This window comes from Syntrophobacterales bacterium (genome assembly GCA_031274925.1).
GTDB lineage: Bacteria > Desulfobacterota > Syntrophorhabdia > Syntrophorhabdales > Syntrophorhabdaceae > PNOM01.
In genome coordinates this window covers 138,431-163,976 of the sequence record JAISPL010000006.1, presented here as the reverse complement: position 1 = coordinate 163,976, position 25,546 = coordinate 138,431, and the positions used below count along the sequence as shown (strand labels likewise).

At 49.7% G+C, this 25,546-nt stretch carries 19 protein-coding genes and 1 tRNA gene; 12 read left to right on the top strand and 8 right to left on the bottom strand.

Annotation, left to right across the window (positions count from 1 at the left end):
- Positions 1-91 precede the first annotated feature (91 nt).
- Positions 92-979, top strand: a complete 888-nt coding sequence (locus tag LBQ00_01550; protein ID MDR2017559.1) for a PAC2 family protein — start codon at positions 92-94, stop codon at positions 977-979.
- A gap of 696 nt (positions 980-1,675) precedes the next feature.
- On the opposite strand, the gene LBQ00_01545 is transcribed toward LBQ00_01550, so the two are convergent.
- Genes LBQ00_01545 through selA form a run of 4 tightly spaced genes read right to left on the bottom strand, consistent with a single transcriptional unit; the run spans position 1,676 to position 6,887 of the window.
- Positions 1,676-3,814, bottom strand: coding sequence for a PAS domain-containing protein (locus LBQ00_01545; GenBank protein MDR2017558.1), 2,139 nt, complete (start codon positions 3,812-3,814; stop codon positions 1,676-1,678).
- Between the two features lie 21 nt (positions 3,815-3,835).
- The gene (gene pgeF / locus LBQ00_01540) at positions 3,836-4,546 is read right to left on the bottom strand and encodes a peptidoglycan editing factor PgeF (protein ID MDR2017557.1); all 711 of its coding nucleotides are present in this window, start codon (positions 4,544-4,546) and stop codon (positions 3,836-3,838) included.
- A 27-nt stretch (positions 4,547-4,573) separates the two neighbouring features.
- Positions 4,574-5,497 (bottom strand): RluA family pseudouridine synthase, encoded by a 924-nt coding sequence (locus LBQ00_01535; GenBank protein ID MDR2017556.1) that lies wholly within the window; start codon positions 5,495-5,497, stop codon positions 4,574-4,576.
- Positions 5,490-6,887 carry an L-seryl-tRNA(Sec) selenium transferase gene (selA, locus tag LBQ00_01530; GenBank protein MDR2017555.1) on the bottom strand — a complete coding sequence of 466 codons (1,398 nt, stop codon included), beginning with the start codon at positions 6,885-6,887 and terminating at the stop codon, positions 5,490-5,492. Before selA ends, LBQ00_01535 begins: the two co-directional genes overlap by 8 nt.
- A 646-nt stretch (positions 6,888-7,533) precedes the next feature.
- Here selA and gltX point away from each other — a divergent pair.
- A complete protein-coding gene (gltX, locus tag LBQ00_01525; GenBank protein ID MDR2017554.1) occupies positions 7,534-8,928 on the top strand; it encodes a glutamate--tRNA ligase in 1,395 nt (464 codons plus the stop codon).
- A complete protein-coding gene (locus LBQ00_01520) occupies positions 8,925-12,269 on the top strand; it encodes an AAA family ATPase (protein ID MDR2017553.1) in 3,345 nt (1,114 codons plus the stop codon). The genes gltX and LBQ00_01520 overlap by 4 nt, the downstream gene beginning before the upstream one ends.
- Positions 12,270-12,846: 577 nt before the next feature.
- Here LBQ00_01520 and LBQ00_01515 read toward each other — a convergent pair.
- Complete coding sequence (locus tag LBQ00_01515; GenBank protein ID MDR2017552.1) at positions 12,847-13,332, bottom strand: PaaI family thioesterase; 486 nt, start codon at positions 13,330-13,332, stop codon at positions 12,847-12,849.
- Positions 13,329-14,363 carry a 23S rRNA (adenine(2503)-C(2))-methyltransferase RlmN gene (gene rlmN, locus LBQ00_01510; protein MDR2017551.1) on the bottom strand — a complete coding sequence of 345 codons (1,035 nt, stop codon included), beginning with the start codon at positions 14,361-14,363 and terminating at the stop codon, positions 13,329-13,331. The genes LBQ00_01515 and rlmN overlap by 4 nt, the downstream gene beginning before the upstream one ends.
- 666 nt (positions 14,364-15,029) lie before the next feature.
- Here rlmN and LBQ00_01505 point away from each other — a divergent pair.
- Positions 15,030-15,103 (top strand) — tRNA-Arg (locus LBQ00_01505).
- Positions 15,104-15,731: 628 nt separating this feature from the next.
- Here LBQ00_01505 and LBQ00_01500 read toward each other — a convergent pair.
- Entirely contained in the window at positions 15,732-16,958 is a 1,227-nt protein-coding gene (locus tag LBQ00_01500) for an MFS transporter (protein ID MDR2017550.1), read from the bottom strand.
- Between the two features lie 626 nt (positions 16,959-17,584).
- Positions 17,585-17,902, bottom strand: a complete 318-nt coding sequence (locus tag LBQ00_01495; GenBank protein ID MDR2017549.1) for a divalent-cation tolerance protein CutA — start codon at positions 17,900-17,902, stop codon at positions 17,585-17,587.
- Positions 17,903-17,987: 85 nt separating this feature from the next.
- Between LBQ00_01495 and LBQ00_01490 the strand changes: the two genes are divergently transcribed.
- The 8 genes from LBQ00_01490 to dapB are packed head-to-tail and all read left to right on the top strand — an operon-like array spanning position 17,988 to position 25,363.
- On the top strand, positions 17,988-18,578 hold the full coding sequence (locus LBQ00_01490; protein MDR2017548.1) for a Maf family protein: 591 nt from the start codon (positions 17,988-17,990) through the stop codon (positions 18,576-18,578).
- A complete protein-coding gene (locus LBQ00_01485; protein MDR2017547.1) occupies positions 18,578-19,246 on the top strand; it encodes a YggS family pyridoxal phosphate-dependent enzyme in 669 nt (222 codons plus the stop codon). The genes LBQ00_01490 and LBQ00_01485 overlap by 1 nt, the downstream gene beginning before the upstream one ends.
- Positions 19,243-20,622 carry an argininosuccinate lyase gene (gene argH / locus LBQ00_01480; protein ID MDR2017546.1) on the top strand — a complete coding sequence of 460 codons (1,380 nt, stop codon included), beginning with the start codon at positions 19,243-19,245 and terminating at the stop codon, positions 20,620-20,622. The genes LBQ00_01485 and argH overlap by 4 nt, the downstream gene beginning before the upstream one ends.
- Positions 20,588-21,595, top strand: a complete 1,008-nt coding sequence (locus LBQ00_01475; protein ID MDR2017545.1) for a hypothetical protein — start codon at positions 20,588-20,590, stop codon at positions 21,593-21,595. Before argH ends, LBQ00_01475 begins: the two co-directional genes overlap by 35 nt.
- 3 nt (positions 21,596-21,598) lie before the next feature.
- Positions 21,599-22,858, top strand: a complete 1,260-nt coding sequence (gene lysA, locus LBQ00_01470; protein MDR2017544.1) for a diaminopimelate decarboxylase — start codon at positions 21,599-21,601, stop codon at positions 22,856-22,858.
- Between the two features lie 28 nt (positions 22,859-22,886).
- Entirely contained in the window at positions 22,887-23,675 is a 789-nt protein-coding gene (gene dapF, locus LBQ00_01465) for a diaminopimelate epimerase (protein ID MDR2017543.1), read from the top strand.
- Between the two features lie 12 nt (positions 23,676-23,687).
- The gene (gene dapA / locus LBQ00_01460; GenBank protein ID MDR2017542.1) at positions 23,688-24,575 is read left to right on the top strand and encodes a 4-hydroxy-tetrahydrodipicolinate synthase; all 888 of its coding nucleotides are present in this window, start codon (positions 23,688-23,690) and stop codon (positions 24,573-24,575) included.
- Positions 24,576-24,577: 2 nt separating this feature from the next.
- A complete protein-coding gene (dapB, locus tag LBQ00_01455; GenBank protein MDR2017541.1) occupies positions 24,578-25,363 on the top strand; it encodes a 4-hydroxy-tetrahydrodipicolinate reductase in 786 nt (261 codons plus the stop codon).
- Positions 25,364-25,546 lie beyond the last annotated feature (183 nt).

The window sequence follows — 25,546 nt, the reverse complement described above, 5'->3', positions numbered from 1 at the left end:
GTAGGCTGCTGGAGCAGAGGGTGTGTCAATTTACGGAGCGGTAGGCGATAATCGGCGGTATCAGCGTCATATTAACCAGGAGGGATGATTGGTGAGAATCGGTGGTTTTGAATTGCGGGATCCTGTTCCGGAGTGCAATGCGCCCTATGTTGTGGCAACTCTCAGGCCGTGGATCGATGTGAATAATGTAGGTACTCTGGTCCTGAAAGAATTGAGCAGGCGCTTCGGGGCGACAGACATCGGAAAACTGTTAAGACCGGGCCGATTCTATGATTTTACGCGATACCGGCCCACGGTCCGTATAGACGACGATGGTATCCGCGATATGTCAATTCCCAACACCACGGTACACCTTGCGAGGAGAGAGGGGCAAGGCGATCTCCTCCTGCTCCGCCTCCTGGAACCTCATGCCAATGCCGAGTTTTACATTGATTCCGTCCTGAAGCTCATCAAGACCTTCAAAGCAACAAAATACATTTTTCTTGGCGGTATGTATGACACGGTGCCCCATACCAGACCCTTGCTTGTGAGTGGATATGGGATGGGAGAGCAGAGTCTCCGGGACGTGAGGAGAGCAGAGGTGCTCCCCATCACATATCACGGTCCTTCGACCATCGTGAATCTGATCACTAAAGAGGTGGCTGAATCAGGGATTGAGGCGGCGGTCTTTATCGTATCCCTTCCTCAGTATATTCAGGTGGAAAATGATTTGGCGGGAAAGGTAAGGCTTATGGAAGTCCTGAACCTGCTTTACGATATCCCAATCTCGACGGAAGATTTCGAGAAGGCCCTTGAGCAGCGCAACTTCATCAATGGACGGGCGGAGAATTCTCCGGAGATAAGAGCCCTCCTTCCGCAACTTGAAATCGTGTATGACATGCGCACCGAGACGGCGGGGTTGGACGAATCGCCGCGTCTTACTTCCGAGATGGAAGCAATGATCTGGAACATAGCGGGCAAAGACGCAGGGAAGGCATAGCACCGACATCCCGTGTTTTCCTTACGGGCAGATGTTTCTTTCAATGAGATGAAGGCGTAAGTTAATTGATTCTTGCAGATGAATCTTTTCTGCTCCCTACTTATATTCATTTAATACTTATCCCTCGGCTTTTTTCCTTCACCTTTACCTTTTTAAGTGATTATACCTCAAGGAATGCTGCCTGGTTAAGCCATAGGGTAAGAGCCAGTTGTTGTCTTTGTTTGCTTCTTGTTCGATGAAGCCTATGGCATTGGGGGAGGGTTGTGCCGTACACGCGGGCAACCATGCGGCCAGATGATGGGGCGTCTTCAGAGGGAACGGGATACAGTGTCGTTCAAAGACTCTACACATCTGGCTATTTCGTTTCAGCAGGCAAACCCTCTGAGGATGCATTTCCATTTGTCCTTATTCTAGTTGCCCAATCTATGCCGCAATCGTCTCACGCGAACTACCGTCAGCGGGTCATGGAGGATAATCATTTTCGCGCCTGACTCTCTGCGCCCCCCTCTTCTTGCCCGTTCATTACAACTATAAATGGCGTACCCGTCAAGCTCTCCGCATATTCACCATAAATAGTTATATTTATTGTTAATTTTCATTAATGAAATGGAAGTGCCGGGGCAATAAATAATAACGTACGGCGAGGACGCTTCCTGCTGTAGATAACGGCGAGTTGAGGAAGAATATATCTTGAAATCAGGATTCTACGATGGGGATCTCTATGATGAATTTTGCTCCGCAAGGCACGTTATCCTCCACGAAAATCTTTCCGTGATGTTCCAGTATAATGGAGTGGACTATGGCGAGGCCTAAACCCGTGCCGTCTTTATCTTTCGTAAAATACGGATCGAAGGCCCGTCCCTTGTCCTCATCAGGGATACCCCTGCCCGTGTCCGCCACTTCTATTATTCCCGTCCTGCCGACTGCGTCATGCCGTGTGGTGACTTTAATGATCCCTCCAGTCGAGTCAAGGGCTTTTATGGAGTTGGTAATGAGATTGATGAGAGCCCTCTTCATGCCGTCCCGGTCGAGCTTGAACGGAGGAATCTGGTTCTTCTTCTCGACCTCAAACGCGATGTTCTGGTAAAGGTGTCTATATAGGGTCACGGTCTCATCAACGACAGAATTGATATCCTCCATTGTCTTTGTCTGGGAACTGTGAGTCAGCTTTGTAAGCTCGTTTACGATTCCCTTAATGTCCTCCGCTGACCTGATGATCACCGAGGTAGTCTCGTCGAGGACTATTTTCTCGTTCTCCTGGGAGTGTGGCAGTAACTTCCGCCTGATCCTCTCGGCGGATAGCATGATGGGCGTGAGAGGGTTTTTAATCTCGTGGGTCAGTTTCCTCGCCACTTCTCTCCAAGTTGCGAGTTTTTCGGCCCTCACAATGTGAGTGATGTCGTCAAAGGTAACGATGAAGCCCTCAGCTTTGTCAGTCTTATCCTTGAGCGTTGTGATGGAGGCCCTGAGATAGGTGACCTCTTTTTTGAGTTTGAGTTTCATCTCCTGCGTTGCGCTGCGGCCCTCAGTTTCCCTCATTTCTTTGAGAAAAGACTTCAGGATGGGCTTATAATCATCGCCAAATATCTCCTTGATCGGCATGCCCGCTGGTACCTCCCTTTCGATGCCGAGGATGTTTCTCGCTGCCATATTGAGAAAGAGTATGCCTCCTTTCTTATCCGTAGAAATGATGCCCGTTGCGACATTGTCAAGTATTACCTCAATATACCGGCTCTTTTCCTCAATTTCATCCTTCGTGACCTTGAGCTCTCGGGCCATAGTATTGAATGCGGTGACCAAGGTACCAATCTCGTCCTTTCCTCTGTCTTCCAGATTGATGTCGAACCTGCCCTTACCTATAATGGACGTCCCTTCCTTCACCTTTTGAATGGGAATGGTAATCTCGGTCGCCATTTTTGTTCCCACCCACACGGAAAAGAATATGGTCATAATCGTGATGAGCGAGAGGGGGACGATAAACCCGTATTTCAGGATCTTCTTGAGGGGCCTCAATTCCTTATATTCCTGATGAGTGGACGCGATCTCCAGGATCTTTTCGGTCCCGTGGACATTTATCAGGCCACCAATGAGGAGGATTGCCCTGAGATCCCCGCCATCATCGGTGATCTTTTTGCCTGTCACCCACAATTCCCCTCTTTTCATAGGAATAATCGCCTTCATGGGGACATTGCCTGTCACAAAATACTTCGCCTTGTTCGCGATTCTATGCTTGAACTCCCTGTCAATGTGTGCGCTTCCTTTTATAAACTCTCCCGAAGTGTCATAGATAGCCATGTACCCTAGCGCATGGATCATCATATTTTTCTTGAAAAATTGATCGAGATCTTTTGTCTTGTCGAGGAGATTATTTCTGCTGATGTCGCGGGCGATCAGGTTCCCTGCTCTATCATATCTGATGGACAAATCGTTATAGTAAAAATTCGAGAGTTCAAGGGCGTTGGTAACCGTGTCTTCTATCTTCTGACTGAACCATTTGTCCATACTTATATTGAAAAAACCAGTGGCGAGGATAAAGAGAGTAAAAGAGGGGATCAAGGAGACGCACAGAAGGGTGGTGATCAGTTTTGTCCTGAGTCCCGAACCCCATATGCCCCGTCTCTTTTCAAGGTAGGTTTTTATGAACGCCCGCGCCAGAAGGTATAGGAAGAGCAGGATCAGGAGCATATTGATGTTGAAGATGATCACGATCAGCTTATTTTCCCCGACCGGGATGAATCTCTTGAAAAAGGGAAGCTGGGTTTCGATATATATGAGCAGGGCGCAGGTAAATGCGATAACTCCGCCGAAGATCAGATCTTTTCTAAGCTTCTTCATGGTATTTAAATTATACCTTCATCACTGCAAAGAGACAAAATTTATCTGGCGCCTATCCTTCTCGCCCCTGCGGTAGGAGTGGAAGAGGTTGCCGCTGCAAAATGTGCAGAAATCCATATTGTGTATTTGCTCAATGCCCTCGTCCTTAAGCGTTGTCTTGTTCGCCTCCTTGATATTTAACGTGACGGAGCCGTCCGCTTGGCGGATCGCGCAGGGAGAGAATCCTTCGGCGATAAAGATGTCCTGCACGTCTTTTTGGACTTCGTAGCAGCATGCCCCTATGGCGGGCCCAAGAACGGCGATGATTTTTTTCGGGTTAACCCCGAGGTCCATGAGTCTCCTCGCCGCCTTTCCCACAATCCTTTTCGCGGTGCCGCGCCACCCGGCATGAACGATGGCTGCCACGGGATATTCCGGTTCCGCCAGAATTACCGGGAGGCAATCGGCCGTTTTTATAATAGCGGCTATCCCTCTTTTCAGGACAACGATGCCATCGCCGACTGCAGGTCGCTGTTCGCCATCTATCACATGGACATGGTCCCCGTGCTCCTGGCTCATAATTACGAGGTCTTTGAGGGAAAAGGCTTCAAGAAACTCCCGTCTCTCAACCCCTTCCATTCGGTGGGAAGGCGAGAGTTTTGTGAAAAACCCGTGGGTTACACCTCTTTTTTCGAGTTCCGGCAGGCAATAGTAAGACCAGCCCGCCTTTTCTCTTATCCTGTAGTCGGCCATGGCCTTCAATGGTAATGCCTCCTTGTGTTACATTTCATGGGCGGCAATGAATTCCTCCATATCCTCCGGTACGGGAGCGGTGATTGAGACAGTACCGTCTTTCGCCGGGTGACCGAAAGTAATCGCGTAAGCGTGGAGAAGAGGTCTGCCGGCCAGTCTTCGGGCTTTCTTCCCGTATGGTTCGTCGCCGACTACAGGATGGCCGATATGGGCGAGATGGACCCTTATCTGATGGGTGCGTCCTGTTTTTGGGTATACCTCAACGTAAGTGAATTCCTTCATCCTTTCGATCACCTTGAACCAGGTCAACGCCTCTCTCCCCTTCTCTTTGACCACAGCCATCTTTTTACGCTCCACAGGGTGCCTTCCGATGTGGCCCTCAATGATTCCCTCGTCTCTTTTCATTACACCCTCGACTATGGCCCTGTAGGTCTTCCGGACTGCTCGGTCCTTGAAGAGCGAAGAGAGCTTCTCCTGGGTCCTTATGTCTTTGGCGATGAGGATAACGCCGGTGGTACCCTTGTCGAGCCTGTGTACGATGCCTGGCCGATGGTTTGGGATTTCCGTCTCCTCGTCACCCTTTAATCTCTCTTCTCCCAGGTAGGCGAGGGCGGCATTCACCAGGGTACCTTCTTTGTGCCCAAACGAGGGATGAACAACCATGCCATCCGGTTTGTTTACTGCGAGGATATATTCGTCTTCATAGAGGATATCAAGTGGTATGGCCTCAGGAGTAAGGGAGAAGGGTTCCTCCGGCGGAATCTCGCCTTCCAGGGCGGCGCCCTTCCTGAGTTTTGCGGAGGACTTTGGCACCTTCCCGCCGAGACGTACATGGCCGCCTTCAATCATGCCCTTGACCCTTGTCCGCGTGATGGAGAGTTTTTCAGAGAGAAAGACATCAAGCCTTTTACCTTCTTCGTCCGCTATGATACTGAACCTGTTGTTATTCATCTGTGAGGGCTGATTTGACCCCTGAGATGAGATGGGCCTCGTCCTCCTTCTCTACCGTCCTCACATTGAGAAGGATGGAATTTTTTTCTATCCTTGCGATTATGGGAATTTCGAGCCGCCTAAGGCGTCCCTCGAAATCCGATGTGCTGACCAGCATGGGCTTCAGGGCGATACCGAAAGACGGTATGGTGACGTTGGGGAGCGTCCCGCCTCCCACCTCGGAAAACATGGGAGTTATCTGAGCGGAGTACAGATGAGCCGGACAGTGGGTCTTCAATATCCGCATGATGCGGGTTGCCCGTTTTTTCACATCTTCTTCGTCTTCGAGGATCATGCGGAGTGTTGGTATCTTAAGCCTTGCTTTTTGTAAATCAAGATAAAGTAGAAGCGTGCTCTCCAGTCCGGCAAGGGTAAATTTATCCGCCCGGAGCGCCCTTGCCAGCGGATTTTTTTTCATGGCTTCTATGTAAGGCGCCTTTCCTATTATGATGCCTGCCTGAGGCGCTCCTGGGAGTTTGTCTCCGCTGAAGGAGATGATGTCGAAGCCCTTTTCGTATTCTTCCGCGATAACCGGCTCGTCGTGGATCCCCAACTCGCGGAAATGAACAAGGAGTCCGCTGCCAGCGTCAAAATAGGTGGGGACATTGTATGCGCTCCCGAGAGCGACAAGTTCCGGGGCCCTTGATTCTCTGGTAAATCCCCTGATCTTGTAGTTACTCGTGTGGGCTTTCATTATAATGGCAGTATTTTCGTGAATGGCCTGTTCGTAATCTTCCTTGTACGTCCTGTTTGTGGTCCCCACTTCCCTGAGGATAGCGCCGCTCTTTTTCATCACGTCAGGAATCCTGAAGGAACCACCGATCTCTATGAGCTCTCCTCTTGAGATAACGACCTCTTTTCCTTCCGCCATGGTGTTGAGAATGAGGAATACTGCGCCCGAGTTATTATTGACTACCAGTGCGCTCTCGCATCCAGTGAGTTTTGTGAGGATTGAGGCGCAATGGTCATATCTGTCCCCCCGTCCACCCCGGTCCAGGTCGTACTCCAGGTTCACGTAATGCCTGGCGGCGTTTGTTATCGCATCTACCGCGCTCTGGGGCAGAAGGGATCTGCCGAGGTTCGTATGGATGATAACCCCCGTGGCATTGATCACCCGCCTGAGATTTGGGGCCACAAACGTCATGACCCTTCTCCTGACAGTGGCAACGATCCCCTCCATGGAGGGGATGGAGTCAATCTTCCTGTCTCGGATATCAAGGCGCAGAGTATCGAGATAGGTCCTGAGTATGTCTTTCGAGAGGGTTTCCGGAAATTTCTCAATCAATTCTGCCCATGCGGCTTCCTTGAGAACATTGTCGATCTTGGGAATTTGTCTCAGAAGGTCATTCATATAGCTCATACTCCATAAGTTACTTTTATCACAGAAGAAATGTTTAATCAATCCTTTAAAGAGCAGAACGTAGGGTCGATAACATGGAGCGGCAGAGCCGGGGGTATCCGTATAATATCCGTAGAATAGAACTTGCAATTACCTCATAATTATTTGCGGGGACTTCGTTAGAGTTAAACTGTATTCGCCCTACACCCTACTTTTCCACCTGATCTGACTTCCTCTGTTATGTACAATACGACAGAGGATAAATGAATAAATGACCGCTTATGGGTATCAAAGAAAAGATGATCGGATACAAGAGGATGACACAACAAATGAAGAAGGGTGTTAGGCTAAGCATGGGGAAGGGAAGTAATGCCTCTGGCGTTGGGGATGTCAACAGAATTTCGGACAGGATGGTAAGATAGGATTACCACAAAAGATGGGAGTATGGAAATGTCCGAAATTCTGACATGGCTCCATATTTGGATTGTCCATCTTCTCTATACATCACACTTATCGCTATTCCGTTGCCTGTCGTTTCTCCGCGCTAAACGTTCTGTGTTCCCACTGCCCCCCGTTCTCCGCGTTAAACGCTCATTTATTTGAATTATCTCTCTGTTTAAATTATAATCACTTCAGTCTGATCGGAGGTAAACAAGAAATGATAAGAACGCGATTTGCGCCAAGCCCTACGGGGAATCTCCATATAGGCGGGGCGAGAACAGCCCTGTTCAACTGGCTTTACGCGCGACACCATAAGGGTGTCTTCGTGCTAAGGATAGAGGATACTGATGTGGAGCGGTCGAAGGAAGAGTATGTAAAGGCCATCTTGGATGGGCTTACCTGGCTTGGTATTGAATGGGACGAGGGGCCGTACTATCAGATGGAGAGGATGGACATGTACCGGGAGCAGGTACAGAAGCTCCTTGAGACAGGCCATGCGTATAAATGCTACTGCACCCAGGAGGAGTTGGAAGAAAAGAGAAAGCTCGCCATCAAGGAATGTCGGAAGCCTGCCTATGACAGGACATGCAGGGACCTGCCGCCCTCCGATCACGGAGATAAACCATTCGCCATACGTTTTAAAACCCCCATTACAGGTACCATCTCTTTTGACGATATGGTGCGGGGACCAATCAGATTCCAGTGCGAGGAACTGGACGACCTTGTGATTCTGAGGAGTGACAACACACCCACCTACAATTTTACTGTCGTCATCGACGATGCTCTCATGAATATTACCCATATCATCCGAGGGGATGACCATATTAACAATACGCCACGGCAGATAGCCATCTATGAGGCCTTAGGATACCCCATACCAAGATTCGCTCACGTGCCCCTCATTCACGGAAAAGACAAGGGCCGCCTGAGCAAGCGCCATGGCGCCACGAATCTCATTGATTACAAGGAGGAGGGGTTCCATCCCGAGGCATTCATGAACTACCTCGCGAGGCTCGGCTGGGCTTATGGCGACCAAGAGATATTCTCCCGCCAGGAGATGATCAATTGTTTCGATCTCCCGAATGTGGGTAAATCTCCATCCATCTTTGACATGGATAAACTCACCTGGCTCAACGGGCATTACATGAAGACGATGCCCGAATCCCTGGTCGCGGACAGGCTCATACCGTTCCTCAGGAAGCTGGGGGTCAATGTGGAGGCGGGGGAGAAACTGACCGCAGTGGTGGCGAACCTCAAGGAGAGGGCGAGAACCATCACCGAGATGGCGCAGATGGCGGTTGTCTATTTCATCGAAAACGTGGCGTACGATGAGGCCGCCCGGACCAAGTTTTTGAACGCCGAAACGAAACCCGTCCTCCAGAGCTTTCTTGCCGGGTTTCAAGCGCTCCCATCCCTCAATGCGGAGGAACAGAAAATCCTCGTGGAGGGGATCGCCAAAGACCAGAACAAGAAGCTCGTGGGCGTAGCCCAACCTATCAGGGTGGCCCTTACAGGCAGGACGGTAAGCCCTGGTATATTTGAGGTAATCACCATTCTGGGAAAAGAAACCGTTGAAAAACGTATAAGAAGGGCAATCGACTCTATTTCATGAGACTTACAAGGCTGGAGCTTTTCGGTTTTAAATCCTTCCTCAGCCGAACTGTGTTTCAATTCAATGAAGGTGTAACCTCCATCGTCGGCCCCAACGGGTGCGGTAAGAGCAACGTGGTGGACGCCATCATCTGGGCCCTCGGAGAACGGGGCACTAAATCCTTGCGAATCAAAGATATGGGTGACGTGATCTTTCACGGGAGCAACGGCAAAAGGCCCGTGAACATCGCAGAAGTTGACATAGAGTTCCAAAACAGGGATGGGGCAGGTACATCCATAAAGCGGCGTATCTACCGCGACGGCGCCAATGAGTATCTTCTGAACGGGTCAGTTGTGAGACTCAAGGATGTCCATGATTTCCTGCTTGGCACGGGAATCGGTATGAACTCCTATGCCATTATCGAGCAGGGCAAAATCGAATACTTCATATCCATGAAGCCCCAGGAAAGACGGATCGTGGTCGAAGAGACGAGCGGCGTCACCCGATTTGAGGAGAAGAAAAGAGAGGCTATTGTCAGGCTTGAAGAAGTGAGCACGAACTTGGAGCGGGTTGAGGACATCCACCGCGAGGTAAGCAAGAATTTCGAAAAAGCCGGGCATGAGTGGAATAGGTGGCAGGAGTACAAGGTCCTGACCGACCAATTGAACGAGGTCGATAAATGGATACTCGTGGACGGGTATCAGAAGCTCACGAGAAGGGCGGGCAAGACTGGGGAGCGGGAGGCAGACCTCAAGAAAGCAATGGATCATAAGGAACAGGAACTGGCCATCCTCAAAGAAGAACAGGATGCGAAGGAGAAGGAATTTTCACTGATTGACAACGCGATACGGCAGCTTGAAGTCGATATCAAGGGCCAGGAAAAAGACATGGAGTCAAGGCTCATTGAAATAGAGTACCTGAGAGAAGAAAAGGGAAGACTCATGAAGGAGCAGACCCAATTGACTGCTCAGCAGGCGGATTTTGATGCGAGGATCGCCAGTTGCGGTGAAGAGAAAAAAGGACTGGAAGCGAAAAAGGCGGAGGAAGAGGCGCTCCTTGGGAGGGAGAGCGCGGAGGAAGCCCGTATTAAGGAATACATCGTAAGCCTCAAGACCCAAATTGAGGGGTTCGAGAAGAAGATTGAGACTGAGAGGGTAACCCTCTTCGTCTCCATGAGTAAAGTAACTGAGATAAAAAACCGGATTGTCCATCTGGAGCGAATTCAGGATGAGAAGAAGAAAAGAGAGGAGCGAAGGCGGGAAGAGAAGGGACGCCTCGGGGAGAGGCTTGACGATCTGCAGGAGAAACACGGCAGCCTGAAAAAGGCTCTTGAAAAAGAGAGAGGCGAAAAGGTGACTATCGCCGCTGAAGAACAGAAAGCTCTTTTGGAAAAGGAGGCAGCGCTGACAGGTTTTCAACAAAAGAGAGTCAGGATTGAACAGCTCAAAGGAGCGAAGAGAGGCAAGGAAGAATTTGTCCGGCAAATGCGTGCCCTCCAAGGCGTTAAAGATGAGAACCTGCTAAACAGGAACAAGCTCATTGATATGGTCCGCGTCGAAGACGGAGCGGAAAAAGCGCTGGAACGGTTCTTCTTTAAAGAGATGGAATATTACGTGCTCACAGAAGAGGGCGCCCCTGCCATCGCCGAAGCTGCAGGCAAGCACGAAGGGAATTATATCTTTTTTCCTAGACATGGCATGTTCGGATACAATAACGGCGATGTTTCCATGGCAGTGAAATGGATTGAGACCGTGGAGGATGCCCTTACGCGGATTGAGCAAGGTGAAGAGGGCATATTTATCAACAATACCGTGTACGTCGATTCCAGGGGGTTCATATTACGGGAAAAGGAAAGCGGAAAGGTTGATCTTAAGAGCTACCGGGAAAGGGTAAAGGCGGAAAAGGAATTGAAGGAGATCGCATCGTTCCTGGAGACGGAATCCTCGTCCCTAAGAGACTTGGAGGCTGAGCACAGCCGATCGGAGAGTCGGGTGCGGGACGCGAGAACAAGGAGAGAGGCTAGGGAAAAGAGGATCAACGGTTTGGAGCGAGATACGGTTGCCATAGAGACGGAGCTTAGGACCGTACGGGAAAGGCTTTATGAGCTTGAGACAAAAGTTGAATTTTCCGAGGAGGAGGGAGCAAAGCCTACCCCTGAGGAGCTTGCGGCCGAGATGACAGTCCATACCCGGGACAAGGAGAGAATTGAGCATGGGATGGCGAGTTTCAGGCAGGAGATGGCCTCAGTGAAGCGCGTCCATGACGATACCCAATCGAGGTGGCATCAAATCACCCTTGATATGGAGAGAAAAAGGAACCTCATCGGGGGCCTGAGTGAAGATGCGGCAAGAAAGGCTCGCGAGGCCGAAAACCTCGGCAAGGAAAAGAGCAGGGCCTTCGCCAAAACCATGGCGACCGAGGCGCGCATGGCAGAGTGTGCGAAAAAGGCGGCCTCCCTTGAGGAGAATTACGATAACCTGAAGAAGGCAGTTGAGGGGCAGATCAAACGGTATGAAAAACTGAAGGAGACGTCTGGAAACATCCACATGGAGCGTCACGCCCTCCAGGAGAGCGGTGAAGGTCTGGGCAAGGAAATGGCTCGCATCAGGTCGAGACAGGAGAGTCTCGAAAAAGAGATGCTCGTGCTCATGGAAAAGAGGAATGTCATAGAAGAACGGCTCACCACGATGTACGGTCTCAAAGACATTGAGGATGTGCCCGCACCCCCGACCTCTTCCGATCTTGAGACGGAGCGTGATAACATCACCGGGAAGATCGAGAGAGTGGGTGAGGTCAATTTCCGGGCCGAGAAAGAATACCTTGAATTGCAGGAAAGAGTAGACTTCCTCAAGAAGCAGATGGAGGATTTGAAAAACGCCGCTGATTCTCTCAGGAAGACGATCATCAAGATCGATAACATGACGAAGGAGATATTCTTCGAAACCTTCGAGACGGTAAACAAGGCTTTCAAGAGATTCACCGAGATGCTTTTCAAGGGGGGGAGGGGCCATCTTGTCTTCAACCAGGATATGGCCGGCATCGACATGTACGTTCAGCCGCCAGGCAAGAAAGTGGCGCGTATGGAGCAGCTCTCGGGCGGGGAGAAGGCTCTGATTTCCCTATCATTCCTCCTTTCTCTTATCGACACCAAACCGAGCCCCTTCGTGCTCATGGACGAGATCGACGCGCCGTTGGATGACGCGAACCTCCAATCCCTCATGAACATCATCCGTGAAATGAGCGCCAAGACGCAGATCATCTTTATTACCCACAACCGCATCACGATGGAGTCATCGAACTCGGTCTATGGCGTGACGATGGAAGAGGAAGGCATAAGTAAAATCATCTCCGTCAAATTATAGTCTTGGTATACCGTCTTCTTTAATCTCTACGGGCCTAATTCTCCGACCCTTGGGGCGCTTCCTGATAGTCAGTCGTAAACCCCGCGGGATACCCCGGCCGCTTGCGGCGGGGAGGTTCATCTCGCCATTGGCCGAGTAACCTTAATATATGCCTGCGGCGCCTCTATTTTTGTCGCCCAGATTTTAGAAAGCATACAGGCCAAGGCGGGCACGTTCGAGCATAGAGCCATGCCACCGCCTGCACGATTCCTCTGTTGCCCTTTCCGTCATTCCGTGCTCCGACCATGAATCCAGCGGTAATTGACCTGTGTGGTTGTTATTTGAGTATGAATACTGTCCAAAAGGAGATAGTTTATATAATTTCGAGTGTGGCGCTATAATGTGGCGTATAGTACCCTTGGCAGTTATTTAGGGATTTTGTTATTTCTGGTTTAATCCGGAATTCAGACTTTTTTGGCCCTTTAACTTCTAACTAACTTAGCCCCAGTTGCTTTTTTGTCATAGCGCCGAAAGGAGATGCGCCGCAATGACTAATGACCAGTTCTTAACCGCTGACGACGATGCGGATCACTTTGTTTCATTCCAAGAGGGAGAGAAAATGATCCCTTATCTCCGGAGTCGTAATACTGAAATCAAACCGGTTTATGAAATGACTTACCGGGATGCGGGCTTCGCGGAAGAGGGCGTTTACTTTCGCGCAGATCTCGCCGTTTTCATTCTCGATCCATGCCTCGGCGTACGCATCCCTGTCGTCAATGTGGAGAAATTGGGCTTTGGCGGTATAGTGGACGTTGCACATGACAGGCTTCAGGAACTCGGTTTCCGTCTTTCTGGTCATGCATATCTTTTTCGTTTCCATGAAAATGACATACCAGATCATAACGTCCATGATGCCGAAAATCATACCGCCATGGAGGACGTCCGTGTATCCTTCAAACCTTGTGTCCGCAAATAGGTCGCAGAGAACGAGGTGGCTCTCGTAAGACATGGCCAGTTCGAGCCCGTCGGGCCGTTCAGTGCCACAAAAAAAGGAATCTCTGTATACCGGTAGTCTGCCTTTCATTGAGTTTTAAGCTCCTCAAGATATTTCATGCCGAGCTGGCCGCATCCGCCCCAGATGTCTTTTCCTCGCGAATTCCTCACGATGGTGATGAAGTGTTTTTCGTGAAGGTACTCTTGGAATTGCTCCACGGTCTCCTGGGAGGGCGTTTTGAATTCGATGTAAGGCGATTCGTTGAGCGGAATGAGGTTCACCTTGCACTTCACGCCTGCAAGGAGTTGGGCGAGACTCTTCGCATTCTCCATGGAGTCGTTGATACCTTTCAACATCACGTATTCAAAGGTGATCCTGATTCTTCGGCTCCCCTTGAAACCTTTCACGAAATTGATGACCTTCCTTACTGGATAAAGGCGGTTGATGGGCATGAGAAATGATCTGGTCTGATCGTCAGCTGCATTGAGCGATATGGCGATGCTGGCTACTTTCGGCTGTATTGCCTGGAGTCCGTCGAGAAGACCTACGGAAGAGATGGTGATTCTCCGGTGGGAAAAATCAAGACCCAGTTCGGCCTTCAGGATTTCGAGAGAAACGAGGACATTGTCCAAGTTGTCGATGGGTTCGCCCATACCCATAAAAACGATATTAGATATATACTTCTCGCCGAGATACTGTTTCACCGCCATCACTTGACCGATTATCTCGGAGACAGAGAGGTTCCGGCGGAAGCCGATCTTCCCCGTAACACAGAACTTGCAGCCCATCCTGCAACCGATCTGGGTGGAGACGCATAGCGAGCTTCGATCCTCATCAGGCATGAGCACGCTCTCTACCACGTTGCCGTCGGACATGGTGAGGCCGAATTTAATCGAGCCGTCGCCGGAGGGCACTACTTCGGTGATTGAGGGGAGCGCCATGGAGAACATATCGGCGAAGACGGTGCGGAGGCTCTTTGATATGTTGGTCATCAAAGAGAAGTTCAAGATGCCCTTGTTGTAGACCCACTTATAGAGTTGGCGAGCCCGGAATTTCTCGTTCCCGAGGGCACCGATAATCTTTTCGAGGTCGGTAAGTGTTAGTTCATAAAAACTTTGCATCTCGTCCAGTACATCCAATTATAAAAAAATTGAATATAATAATAGCAAAAAAGCGTGGTTCCGTCCAGTCATAAAGCCTTGAAAAAGCATGATTTTGGCGAGTTTGAGGGCAGTGATTTTTCAAGGGGGCTTGCATCCTTACACTCAATGCAACTTCTTGATAAGAAGTTACTTTCTTATGATCAGCCGTAAAAGCCTTTGTTTTAATCTCTACGGGTCTAATTCCCTGTCCCTTGGGGGGCTTCCCAATAGTCAGTCGTAAACCCCGGGATACCCCGCCGCTTGCGGCGGGGAGGTGCATTTTCCGATCACTTTCCCCCCTGTGATTGTCTATATCATTCCCCCTCTATAATGTATTGTGTGTATAGAGGGAATCCAGATCTGGGTTTGAGGTATGGCAGATAAGGAAGATAATCGCATACTATCATATCTCGTGGTGGTGCAGAACTCATCAAAAATGACTGTTGTCTCTCTTGAGGGCATTCTCCGCTTTTTGCAGATAGAGCCCTAGAGCGGGGACTTATACGCCCCCCCCAAAAGACAGATATTGGGTAATATATGCGCCAACAATCCTTTTCCTCCCTTGAGTAAGATTTATTGTGAGTCAATTCGGAGGTGACATTCCTGTTGAAATAGAGCTAAAAAACCGCTATAATTATCTATTATGCCCCCGTAGCTCAGGCGGATAGAGCAATGGTTTCCTAAACCATGTGCCGCATGTTCGAGTCATGCCGGGGGCATTTCTACGCTCCTAGGGAATTCTTGAGGGAGCCGTTCCTCCAGTTTTTTATCGCTTCTTTTAAGCTTGTCGTTGACGTTTTGCCATAATTGTCGTGTGGTTGTCCGCTGATGTTCGAGAAATCGCTGAATGTCTGTGAGCGTGTTCCTGGGTTGGAGGCTCTTTTGTTTTAGCTCTGGGGTTAATGGGGTAGTGAATCTGCGCTTTCCTGGGGAATCGAAATTCATAGACGGAGTCGGCACTTTCCTGACAATATCTATACTGGTATCCCCCTGCATCGCGGACCCTCTCTCCTGTTTTGTCTATTATGACGTGTATGCCCATACGCCTCCCTTAAGTTGGCGGGGGGTTATCTTTGCCGCTTCTATCTCTGAAGGCGTAAACTCCATGACCTGCGAAAAGGCGTGGCTCTTATGGAGATGCTTCTCGTGTTGCGAATACGAATCCCCCCGGGCGAGACTCAATATTTTTTACACGCTTGGAATTAGTAAAATCTAAAAAAAGAGGAAGGAGGCCTCATTCAGGCCGTCTCTTCCCGATATCTGTCATGTAAGGATGCCCCCCTTGCATCATCACTGGTGATGGAAACTGGCGTTGCTACCGTGTTCTGTCGTCCATATCTGTAGGAGTTATCGGGGGGATTGATTGGATATATACTCCCCTTTTTCGGGTTTGCCCGGGGCCTTGTTTCCAAAAAAATATAGGAGTATCACGAAGAGAACGATGGACACCCAAGACATCATGGCGCCGTAAAAGAAAAGGGCATGGGAACCGAACTTTTGCCAGAGGGCTCCCCCTATAATGCTCGCCGGAAGGGATGCGATGCCCACGATCGTGTGGTAAACGCCGTATCCTGTTCCTGTTATCTCTGATCTTATCACGGTCCCCACATAAGCCCGCTGCACGCCGTCGTTAATCGCCACAAAGATGCCATAAACGATAAACAGCATCCAGGCGTGAATCTGATTCGTGGCAAACGCGAATCCAATAAAAATTAAAGAAAAAAGGAAATAACTAAAAAGTATCATTCCCTTCCCGCCTACCTTGTCCGTCACCATCCCCGCAGGGGTGGAAAAGAGGGCAGAACTGATATTGAAAGTGAGATAGAGAACGGGAATGACCGCCACGGATACCCCCAATTCCTGGGCTCTCAGGATAAGGAAGGCGTCGGATGTCTTCCCGAGAGTAAAGACGGTAACGACCACCAGAAAACGTGAGAAGTTGCTGTCGGAAAAATGGATTCTTAGAGACAATGTTTTGAGTGCTGGCGCTTTTTTTGTATCCTTTACAAAAAAGATGATGCAGAGGAGGGCCAGGACACTGGGCACCATGGAGAACCAAAAGGCGGACCTGAAGCTGCCGTGCAGAAAATTCAGTATCAGGAACGCGATGAACGCTCCTATTGCCGCACCCGTAGTATCCATAGTACGGTGAAAACCGAAGGCCTTTCCCAAAATAGACTTATCCGTGGAATCTGCGATGATGGCATCTCGGGGAGCCGTCCTCACCCCTTTACCGACTCTGTCGGTAAACCGGTATGTGAGTACACCGATCCACGAAGATGCGGTTGCGAGTATAGGTCGGCTGAAAACCGAAATACCATATCCCCACAATATGATAGATTTCCGCTTGCCAAGCCGGTCGGAGAGCCATCCTGAGAAGACCTTTAGGACGCTTGCCATGCTTTCGGCTATGCCTTCAATCAATCCGATTGATGTCTTTGAGGCATAGAGGACATTGTTGAGAAAAAGAGGGACCAAAGGGTAGATCATCTCGGAGCTTATATCCATGAGAAGACTGACAATTCCCAGAACACACACGTTTTTCGGCAGGCCGAAGAAGTTCTTCAAAGACATGATACAGTATTAGCGACCGTTCACCCGCGTGTCAACAAAAAGACTTGTTTTGCAAATATTCCGAAGCGGTCCTGGAATATTTAACTACCCGGCTCAAAGCCCTTCAACCGATACGGCGGGGACATCTATCGGATAGACAAGGGTTGCGCATGTCCACCATCAAGGGGGGATTGTCCATTTGTGAATGCTTGCCCGTTCACGTACTTGGTGTTCTTGCAGGTCAGGTTGAAGGGATGGTGATCAGGCAACAGAGCCCTCGCACCACTGCCCACGGGACATCCGCGACAGACCAGCCCCAAAGGTAATGAAAATAAGATAGTAAGGCTCGCTGGTTTTCCGATTTTTCCGGCAGGCTTTCCTGTGCAGGGCTCAAAGAGGAAGGTGTCCTGGTCCATGATCCTGGAGGGAAATGTGTGGAGGAAAAAGGCGTGAAATGATTGAGGGATGGAGAGAAATGGAAGGAAACCGTCCATTTGAGTCACGGAACCAACAGTAGCTAAAAATAAGTGATTACACAGTGCTTCTAAGCGACCAAAAGTATATCCGGAAACAGGATTAGTCGGAATTGAGTGCTCTACATCCCCTGCTTGGGGGGGGGTACGGCTAGAGCCGCTACTTCTGTTCGCTCACCGCGTCTCATCCTCCACCCACCGGATATACCCTGCCAACCCGCCAATGACATCGGTTACGGTTATCTCCGGCAGTTCATAAGGGTGGAGACGGAGGATATCTGTCTCTATCTCCTTATACAGGGATGTTTTGCTCTTAATGAGGCAGAGCCATTCTTCGGCGTTCTCTACATTTCCTTTCCACCTGTACACACTTTTGATGGGACCCAGTATCTGGATGCAGGCTGCGAGTTTTTTCTCTACGAGCGACATGCCTATGCGCTCAACGGTTTCCTTGTTATCCGCAGTTGTGGTAATTTGGATGACCTCTTCCATGACGACCTCTTTTTTGGTACAATAGATTTATCTTGAAATTATAATTGATTTCATATATTTTTCTATTCTACATTTAGGAGTCAACATGTTTCAAGTTAGAAACGGGGATTCGATAGTACTGGCGAGCGAATCCACAAGAAGGGTTGATATACTGAGAAGTCTTGGCATCTCCTTTTCGATCATCCCCCCTGACATAGATGAGCGGAAAAAAAAGGATGAATCTCCGAGGGATTTTACGCTCAGGGTTTCCATGGAGAAAGCCCTCAAAGTGGGGGAACATTTTACCGATAAATGGGTGATCGGCGCAGACACCATAGTGGTGAACAAAGGCCGGGTGCTGGGGAAGCCCAGGGATGAGGCGGACGCTTTCAATATGCTAAGGTCGCTCAGAGGCAAGTGGCACAAGGTGATTACCGGGTACTGTATCCTGAATGTATTGAAAGATATTATGCACCGTGATGCGATCGAAACGAGAGTCCATGTGCGGGACTTGTCCGACGAGGAGATAATGCGCTATGTAAAGACGTCGGAACCGCTCGGCAAAGCCGGGTCTTATGCCGTCCAAGGCAAAGGCGGATATATGGTTAAAGAGATAAAAGGTTCTTATTCGAACGTGGTAGGTCTCCCTATTTGTGAAGTTGCAGAAGCACTCCTGTCACTGGGCGTTCTTTCGTGATGAATATTGAGGATACAATCAGGGCTGTAAGAGAGCGGATATCAGCGGCTGCGTGCAGGGCCGGCAGGGCCGAATCCGAGGTGCTGCTCATTGGTGTGACGAAACGAGTCGATTCGGATAAAATTCAAGAGGCAGTCCGGGCGGGACTCACTGATTTCGGAGAGAACTATATCCAGGAAGCGAAAAAAAAAATTGAGGGCTTTGAGGAGAAAGTCTGCTGGCACATGATCGGACATATCCAGACGAATAAGCTCAAATATATACCGCCTCTATTCGACTATGTTCACTCAGTGGATAGATTGGAGATTGCGGAGGGTCTCGATAAATATGGAAAACCCATGAACATCCTTTTTGAGCTCAACCTCTCCAGGGAGGTTTCCAAACACGGTACGGAAGAAGAGGGATTAAGGCGCATGCTGAAGAAAGTTGTAGCCCTGAAACACGTGAAACCGGTCGGGCTCATGACCATGGCGCCTTTTGTCGACGACCCGGAGGAGGTGCGGGGCGTGTTTGCCTCCTTAAGGAATATTTTAGGGCGGGCCAACAGGGAATTCGGCCTTGATATGAAGGAACTTTCCATGGGGATGTCGTCCGATTTCGAAGTAGCCATTGAGGAAGGCTCCACCATGGTGAGAGTGGGCACGGCCATTTTCGGGGAGAGAACATGAAGGCGTGGGGAGGCAGATTCAAAAAAGAGACGAATCCGCTTATGGAACGGTACAGCGCATCCATTGATTTTGACTGGGCCCTTTTCGAGTACGACATTGAGGGGAGTAAGGCCCATGCGGAGATGTTAAGGGAAATAGGCGTACTTAGTGGCGGGGAAAGGGATGCAATCCTGACCGCTCTGGATGAGATAAAGGCGGAAATAAGGGAGGGCACGTTTCTATTTTCTGCGTCCATGGAAGATATCCACATGCATATCGAGGCCCGGCTCATAGAAAAGACGGGCGACGCAGGGAAGAAACTCCATACAGGGAGAAGCAGGAACGACCAAGTTGCCCTCGACATGCGGCTCTTTCTCAGGGCCGAGATGGCAAGAGTCGATGAAATTCTTGTCGGATTGCTCAAGGCGCTGATCAATAAAGGGGAAAAAGGGAACGGAGTTTTTATGCCTGGCTATACCCATATGCAGAAGGCCCAGGTGGTGCCATTTGCCCACTATCTTCTCGCATACTATTATATGCTAAAGAGAGACAGGGAGCGGCTTAAAGGGGTTATGCACGCCGTCGATGTCCTGCCCCTTGGGAGTGGAGCTCTTGCAGGCTCCACCATACCACTTGACCGCGAATTCGTGAGAGAAAGACTCGGGTTTTCCAGAGTTTCAGAAAACAGCATGGATACGGTGGCGGACAGAGACTTCATCGTCGACGCCATATATGTCTTTGCCATGATTATGATGCACTTAAGCAGGTTGTCGGAGGATCTCATCATATTCTCTACTGAAGAGTTCGGATATGTGTCACTCCCTGACGAGCTTTGTACGGGGAGCAGTCTTATGCCTCACAAGAAAAACCCTGACGCCCTCGAACTGACGAGAGGCAAGGCTTCAAAGGTCATGGCCGATCTGTTCGCCCTCTTATCTCTTCTTAAGGGGCTGCCCATGACATACAATAGAGATCTTCAAGAGGATAAAGAGCCGCTCTTCCATGCGGTCGACACGGTCAAAGACGCATTATCCATTATGACCTTGTGCGTGGAAGGCATGGAAGTGAAGGTTGCCAGGATGGAGGCTGCGGTGGCGGGGAGTTATATGTCCGCCGTTGAAATGGCGGAATACCTGACCATGAAAGGGGTCCCTTTCCGGGAAGCCCATTCAATAGTTGGGAGGTTGGTAAGGGACTGCGAGGAAAATGGTACGGCCCTTTCGGCCATGAACATAGAAGATATGAAGACGTATTCCGGGGCTTTCGACAGCGATATATTTGACCATATTGACCCTCGGAGAATTTTATCCAATCGGCGAACAGCGGGGGCGGCCTCTTTCTCCGAAGTGGAAAAGGAGCTCAATGCGGAAAAACGCTATCTCAATTCTGATTATTAGCGTGGCCCTGACTTTTTTTGGCGTCGCGGGTTGCGGCAAGAAAAGTTTCCCTGCGCCTCAGAATCTGCCTATTCCCGGAGGTATAAAAGATGTCGCGGGGGATATCAAGGAAGGTGTTCTATTCCTCTCCTTCACCATTCCTTCGAGGGATGTGACAGGAGCTGAGTTGAAAGACCTTTCTGGTTTTAGAGTCTTGAAAAGCTGCGGGAGCTGCATGGTGGGATTTGAGCCCTTCAAAGAGATCCTGTTGGAGGAACAACAGGGATACACGATAGCAAAGGGAAGGCTCTATATTACAGATGACGACCTTAGGACTGGCTTTCATTACTCTTACCGGGTGCACCCATTGACGAAACTTGGTACCGCAGGCGACGCTTCGAATACATTTACCATAACGTGGCAAGCGGTTCCGGTTCCTCCCGCAGGCGTCCAGGCCAGAGGAGAGTATGAGAGGATTGAGCTTACATGGGACAAGGAAGAGAACCTTCTCTATAATGTTTATAGGTTGAGGGAAGGCGTCTATCCCCTCTTTCCGGTCAACCCTGCCCCGCTCTCTACATCATTTTTCGTCGACTCCGGGCTTGAAAACGGGAAGACATATCAGTACGAGGTGAGGGCTGTGGCTTTAAAGTCTGGCATGAGATGGGAGGGGAAAGGCGTTCAGCTGTCGGCCCACCCAATCGACAGGACGCCTCCGGCGGCTCCGAGAGAAATAAAGACGGAAAAGAATGAGCGAGAGGTCTTGGTCACGTGGAAAATGAACACGGAGCCGGACCTGCTGGGTTATAATGTGTACAGAATAGCAAGCGGAAAAACCGTGAAAATGAACACAGAACCACTCAAAGAACCTTCCTACCTTGATAGAAATCTCCCCGAGGCAAGATACGTATCCTACTATGTGACGGCGGTGGATACATTCGGCAACGAAAGCGAAAACTCCAAAGAGTCCATCATTATATTAATAAAAGAGTGAATAATGAATTATTGCCAGTACAGAAATGGTGAGTTATATTGCGAAGATGTGCCTGTCGCCAAGATTGCGAAGGCCACGGGGACGCCGGTCTACATTTACAGTTACAAAACTCTCGAGAGACGCTTCCTGGCTTTTGAAGATGCTTTCAGAGCAACGCCGCACCTCACGTGTTACTCCTGCAAGGCATGTTCTAATCTCTCGATCCTCAAAATCATCGGAAGTCTGGGTGGAGGCGTCGATATAGTGTCAGGAGGAGAGCTGTTCAGGGCGCTCAAGGCAGGCATTTCCGGACGGAAGACAGTCTTCTCCGGAGTAGGGAAGACGGAAGAGGAGATTGTAGCGGCCGTCAAGGCCGACGTCCTCATGATCAACGTGGAATCGGAAGACGAACTTGACGTCGTGGGACGGGTTGCCTCGCGCATGAAAAAAGCAGTACCCGTCTCCGTCAGGGTGAACCCGGAGATTGACGCAAAGACTCATCCCTACATAACGACGGGCCTCAAGAAGAATAAATTCGGGGTGCCATGGGATGATGCTTTCAGACTATACAAAAAGACGCGAAACCACAAATACCTTAATCCTGTGGGCATATCCTCCCATATAGGCTCTCAGATTCTGGACCTGGCTCCCTTCGTGGAGGCTGTGCGCTTTCTCAAGGCAATGGTATTGAGGCTTTTTGGCGAAGGTATAAAGTTGAGTTATATTGATATAGGCGGCGGTCTTGGCATTACTTACAAGGATGAGCTTCCTCCCGACCCTGAAGACTACGGACGGGTGGTAGGCGAGGAGTTGAAGGAGACGGGATTCACGGCGATACTTGAACCTGGGCGGGTATTAATCGGGAACAGCGGCATATTTGTGACCCGCCTTCTCTATGTGAAGCGACCTCCTGGGAAGACGTTCTACGTCATAGACGGGGCGATGAACGATCTGGTGAGGCCTTCTCTCTATGGCGCATACCACAAGATCATTCCCGCGAAGGAGGGGGGCCGGACAGAAGGGAAGGTGGACATTGTCGGTCCCATCTGCGAATCCGGAGATTTTCTTGCAAAAGATAGGGAAATGCCGTACCTTGAAAAGAACGAATTGTTGGCCGTTATGGGTGCTGGTGCGTACGGTTTTTCCATGTCATCGAATTATAATTCGAGGCGTAGGGTCGCAGAAGTGCTTGTAAAGGGTGGAGAATTTGCAGTGATACGAAAGAGAGAGACATACAAGGATCTGATAAGAGGAGAATCAATCCCATCATTTTTGGAGGTGTAGTAAATTGGTTGCCTTGGAATTTTTCAAAATGAGCGCAAGTGGAAACGATTTTATAATAATCGACAACCGGGACGGTAAAGTTGACAGGGATTTCCCTGACGTCACCGGGTTTATCAAAAAAATATGCAGAATACATCACTCGGTCGGTGCGGACGGCGTCATACTTATTGAAAATTCCGATGAACACGATTTCAGCTGGAGATTCTACAACGCCGACAGTTCCGAAGCAGAGATGTGCGGGAACGGCGGTCGGTGCGCGGCGAGGTTCGCCTATATGAATGGCATCACGCAGGAAAAAATGACCTTCGAGACTATTGCCGGGGTGATAAAAGCAGAGGTGAGCGGAATGCGGGTAAAGCTGCAGCTTACCGCCCCGGTGGGCATGAAGCTTGATTATCCCGTGGGCCTTGAAGACAAGGAGATATTCTTGAGCAGCGTCAATACAGGCGTGCCGCATGCGGTTCTTCTTGTCCATGATGTAGACCATATGCCTGTTGAGGAACTCGGAAGGCTTGTCCGCCACCACAAGGTGTTCGGCGAGAAAGGAACGAACGTAGACTTTGTTGAGATCATTGACAAAGAGAATCTGAAGCTCCGGACATACGAGAGGGGAGTGGAAGGAGAGACCTACGCCTGCGGCACGGGAGCAGTGGCTGTGGGTGTTATATTGAAGGAAAAAGCGCTGGTGAAAAGCCCTGTGAACATAAAGACGAAGGGTGGAGAGATACTAAAAGTCTACCTTGATGGAGAAGTCTACCTTGAAGGAGACACGAGGCTTATTTATGTAGGTAAACTGAATGACGAAGCGCTCTTATAGAAAGGAGAAACTATGGAATTAAAAGGGATTTACACGGCGTTAGTAACCCCCTTTACCGCATACCGCTTCGATGAGGAGGCCTTCAAGAGGCTTATAGAATTTCAGCTTGAAGGCGGCGTGGATGGGATAGTGCCCTGCGGAAGTACGGGTGAAGCGGCAACTCTCTCCTATGACGAACACGCGAGAGTGATTGAGCTAACCCTGAAATTTGTACACGGCAAAGTACCGGTGATTGCGGGAACTGGTTCCAATAGTACCACCGAAACGATAGAGCTTACGGAAATGGCGAAGAAGCTAGGCGCAAATGCCTGCCTTCTCACAACACCTTATTATAACAAGCCCACACAGGAAGGACTTTACCTGCATTACAAAAAAGTGGCTGAAGAGGTGGACATACCTCTTGTCCTTTATAATATACCTGGCAGGACGGGAATCAATATGACCCCCGAGACCATCGCGAGGATCGCTGAGATCCCAAACGTTGTGGGAATAAAGGAAGCGTCAGGTTCTCTCGTCCAGGTGGCCGATATTTACAGGCTCACGAAAGGTAAGTTTGCCATAGTCTCAGGGGATGACAACCTTTTCCTTCCCATGATGAGCGTGGGCGCAGTGGGTGTTATTTCCGTCATATCCAATATTATGCCGAAAGAACTGAAGGCGATCTACAAGGCTTTCATGGAGGAGAGAAGCATAGATAGAGCAAGAGATCTAAATGTAGCCATGCTCCCCATCATGCAGGCCATGTTCGTGGAGACGAACCCAATCCCCGTGAAAGAAGCGTTGTATCATATGGAAATGATCGAGAAGGAGTTTAGGCTTCCGTTGTGTCCTCTTTCCCAGGGAAGCAGCGCTTTCCTTAAAGGCATCCTCAAAGAATACGATCTGCTGAGGAGGGAATAGCGATGGTGCGCCTCATCGTCACCGGAGTGGCAGGAAAAATGGGAAGCGTCATCATGAGGCTCGCCCAAGCCGATCCCGAAGTGGCTGTGACGGGTTGCACAGAAATCCCCGGGCATCCGATGGCCGGTAAGAACGTCGGCGAAGGGACGACCGCATGTCCGGTGACGGACGAACTGGCTAAGATTATAGATATGTGTGATGTGGTCATCGATTTTACCGGACCTGAATCGTCGCTTCAGAATTTCAGGACAGCGGTAGAGCACGCCAAAGGGATAGTGATAGGGACGACGGGATTGAAGGCGGAAGCCCTAAAAGAGATTATGAGCGCTAAAGATGCGAAGGTTGTAATCTCCCCAAATATGAGTGTGGGAATGAACCTCATGTTTGATATAGTAGAGAAGGTTTCAAGGATACTGAAGGAAGACTATGATGCCGAGATAGTCGAGATGCATCACAGGCTAAAGAAAGACGCCCCTAGCGGCACAGCGGTGAAACTCATGGAAGTGATTAAGGGGGTGCAGCCGGAAAAGGAATGGCTGGAGATATACGGGAGGAAGGGGATTACAGGAGAAAGGAAGCAGGATGAAATTGGAGTACTTGCCCTGAGAGGCGGAGATGTGGTGGGTGAGCACACGGTGATGTTTGCAGGGATAGGGGAAAGGTTGGAGATTACCCACAGAGCGTACAGTAGAGATAACTTTGCGAAAGGAGCTGTACTTGCGGCCAAGTGGCTTTTCCAGAAGACACATGGTGCATATACGATGCGAGATGTCCTTGGCCTTCAATAGTAAAGGGGAAAGTTGTGGCTGTATAGTTTTTTGGTTCTCTTGATGTTTTTTCGGCTTAAATAATTTATATGTTTGATCCACGTTTGTTGAGTGGCCTCATAAGATACGAAAAATTCAGGAAAACATGAACTTGACTTGGGGCCATGAGTCTATATTAGGGGTAATATCGAAATTTCACGACCT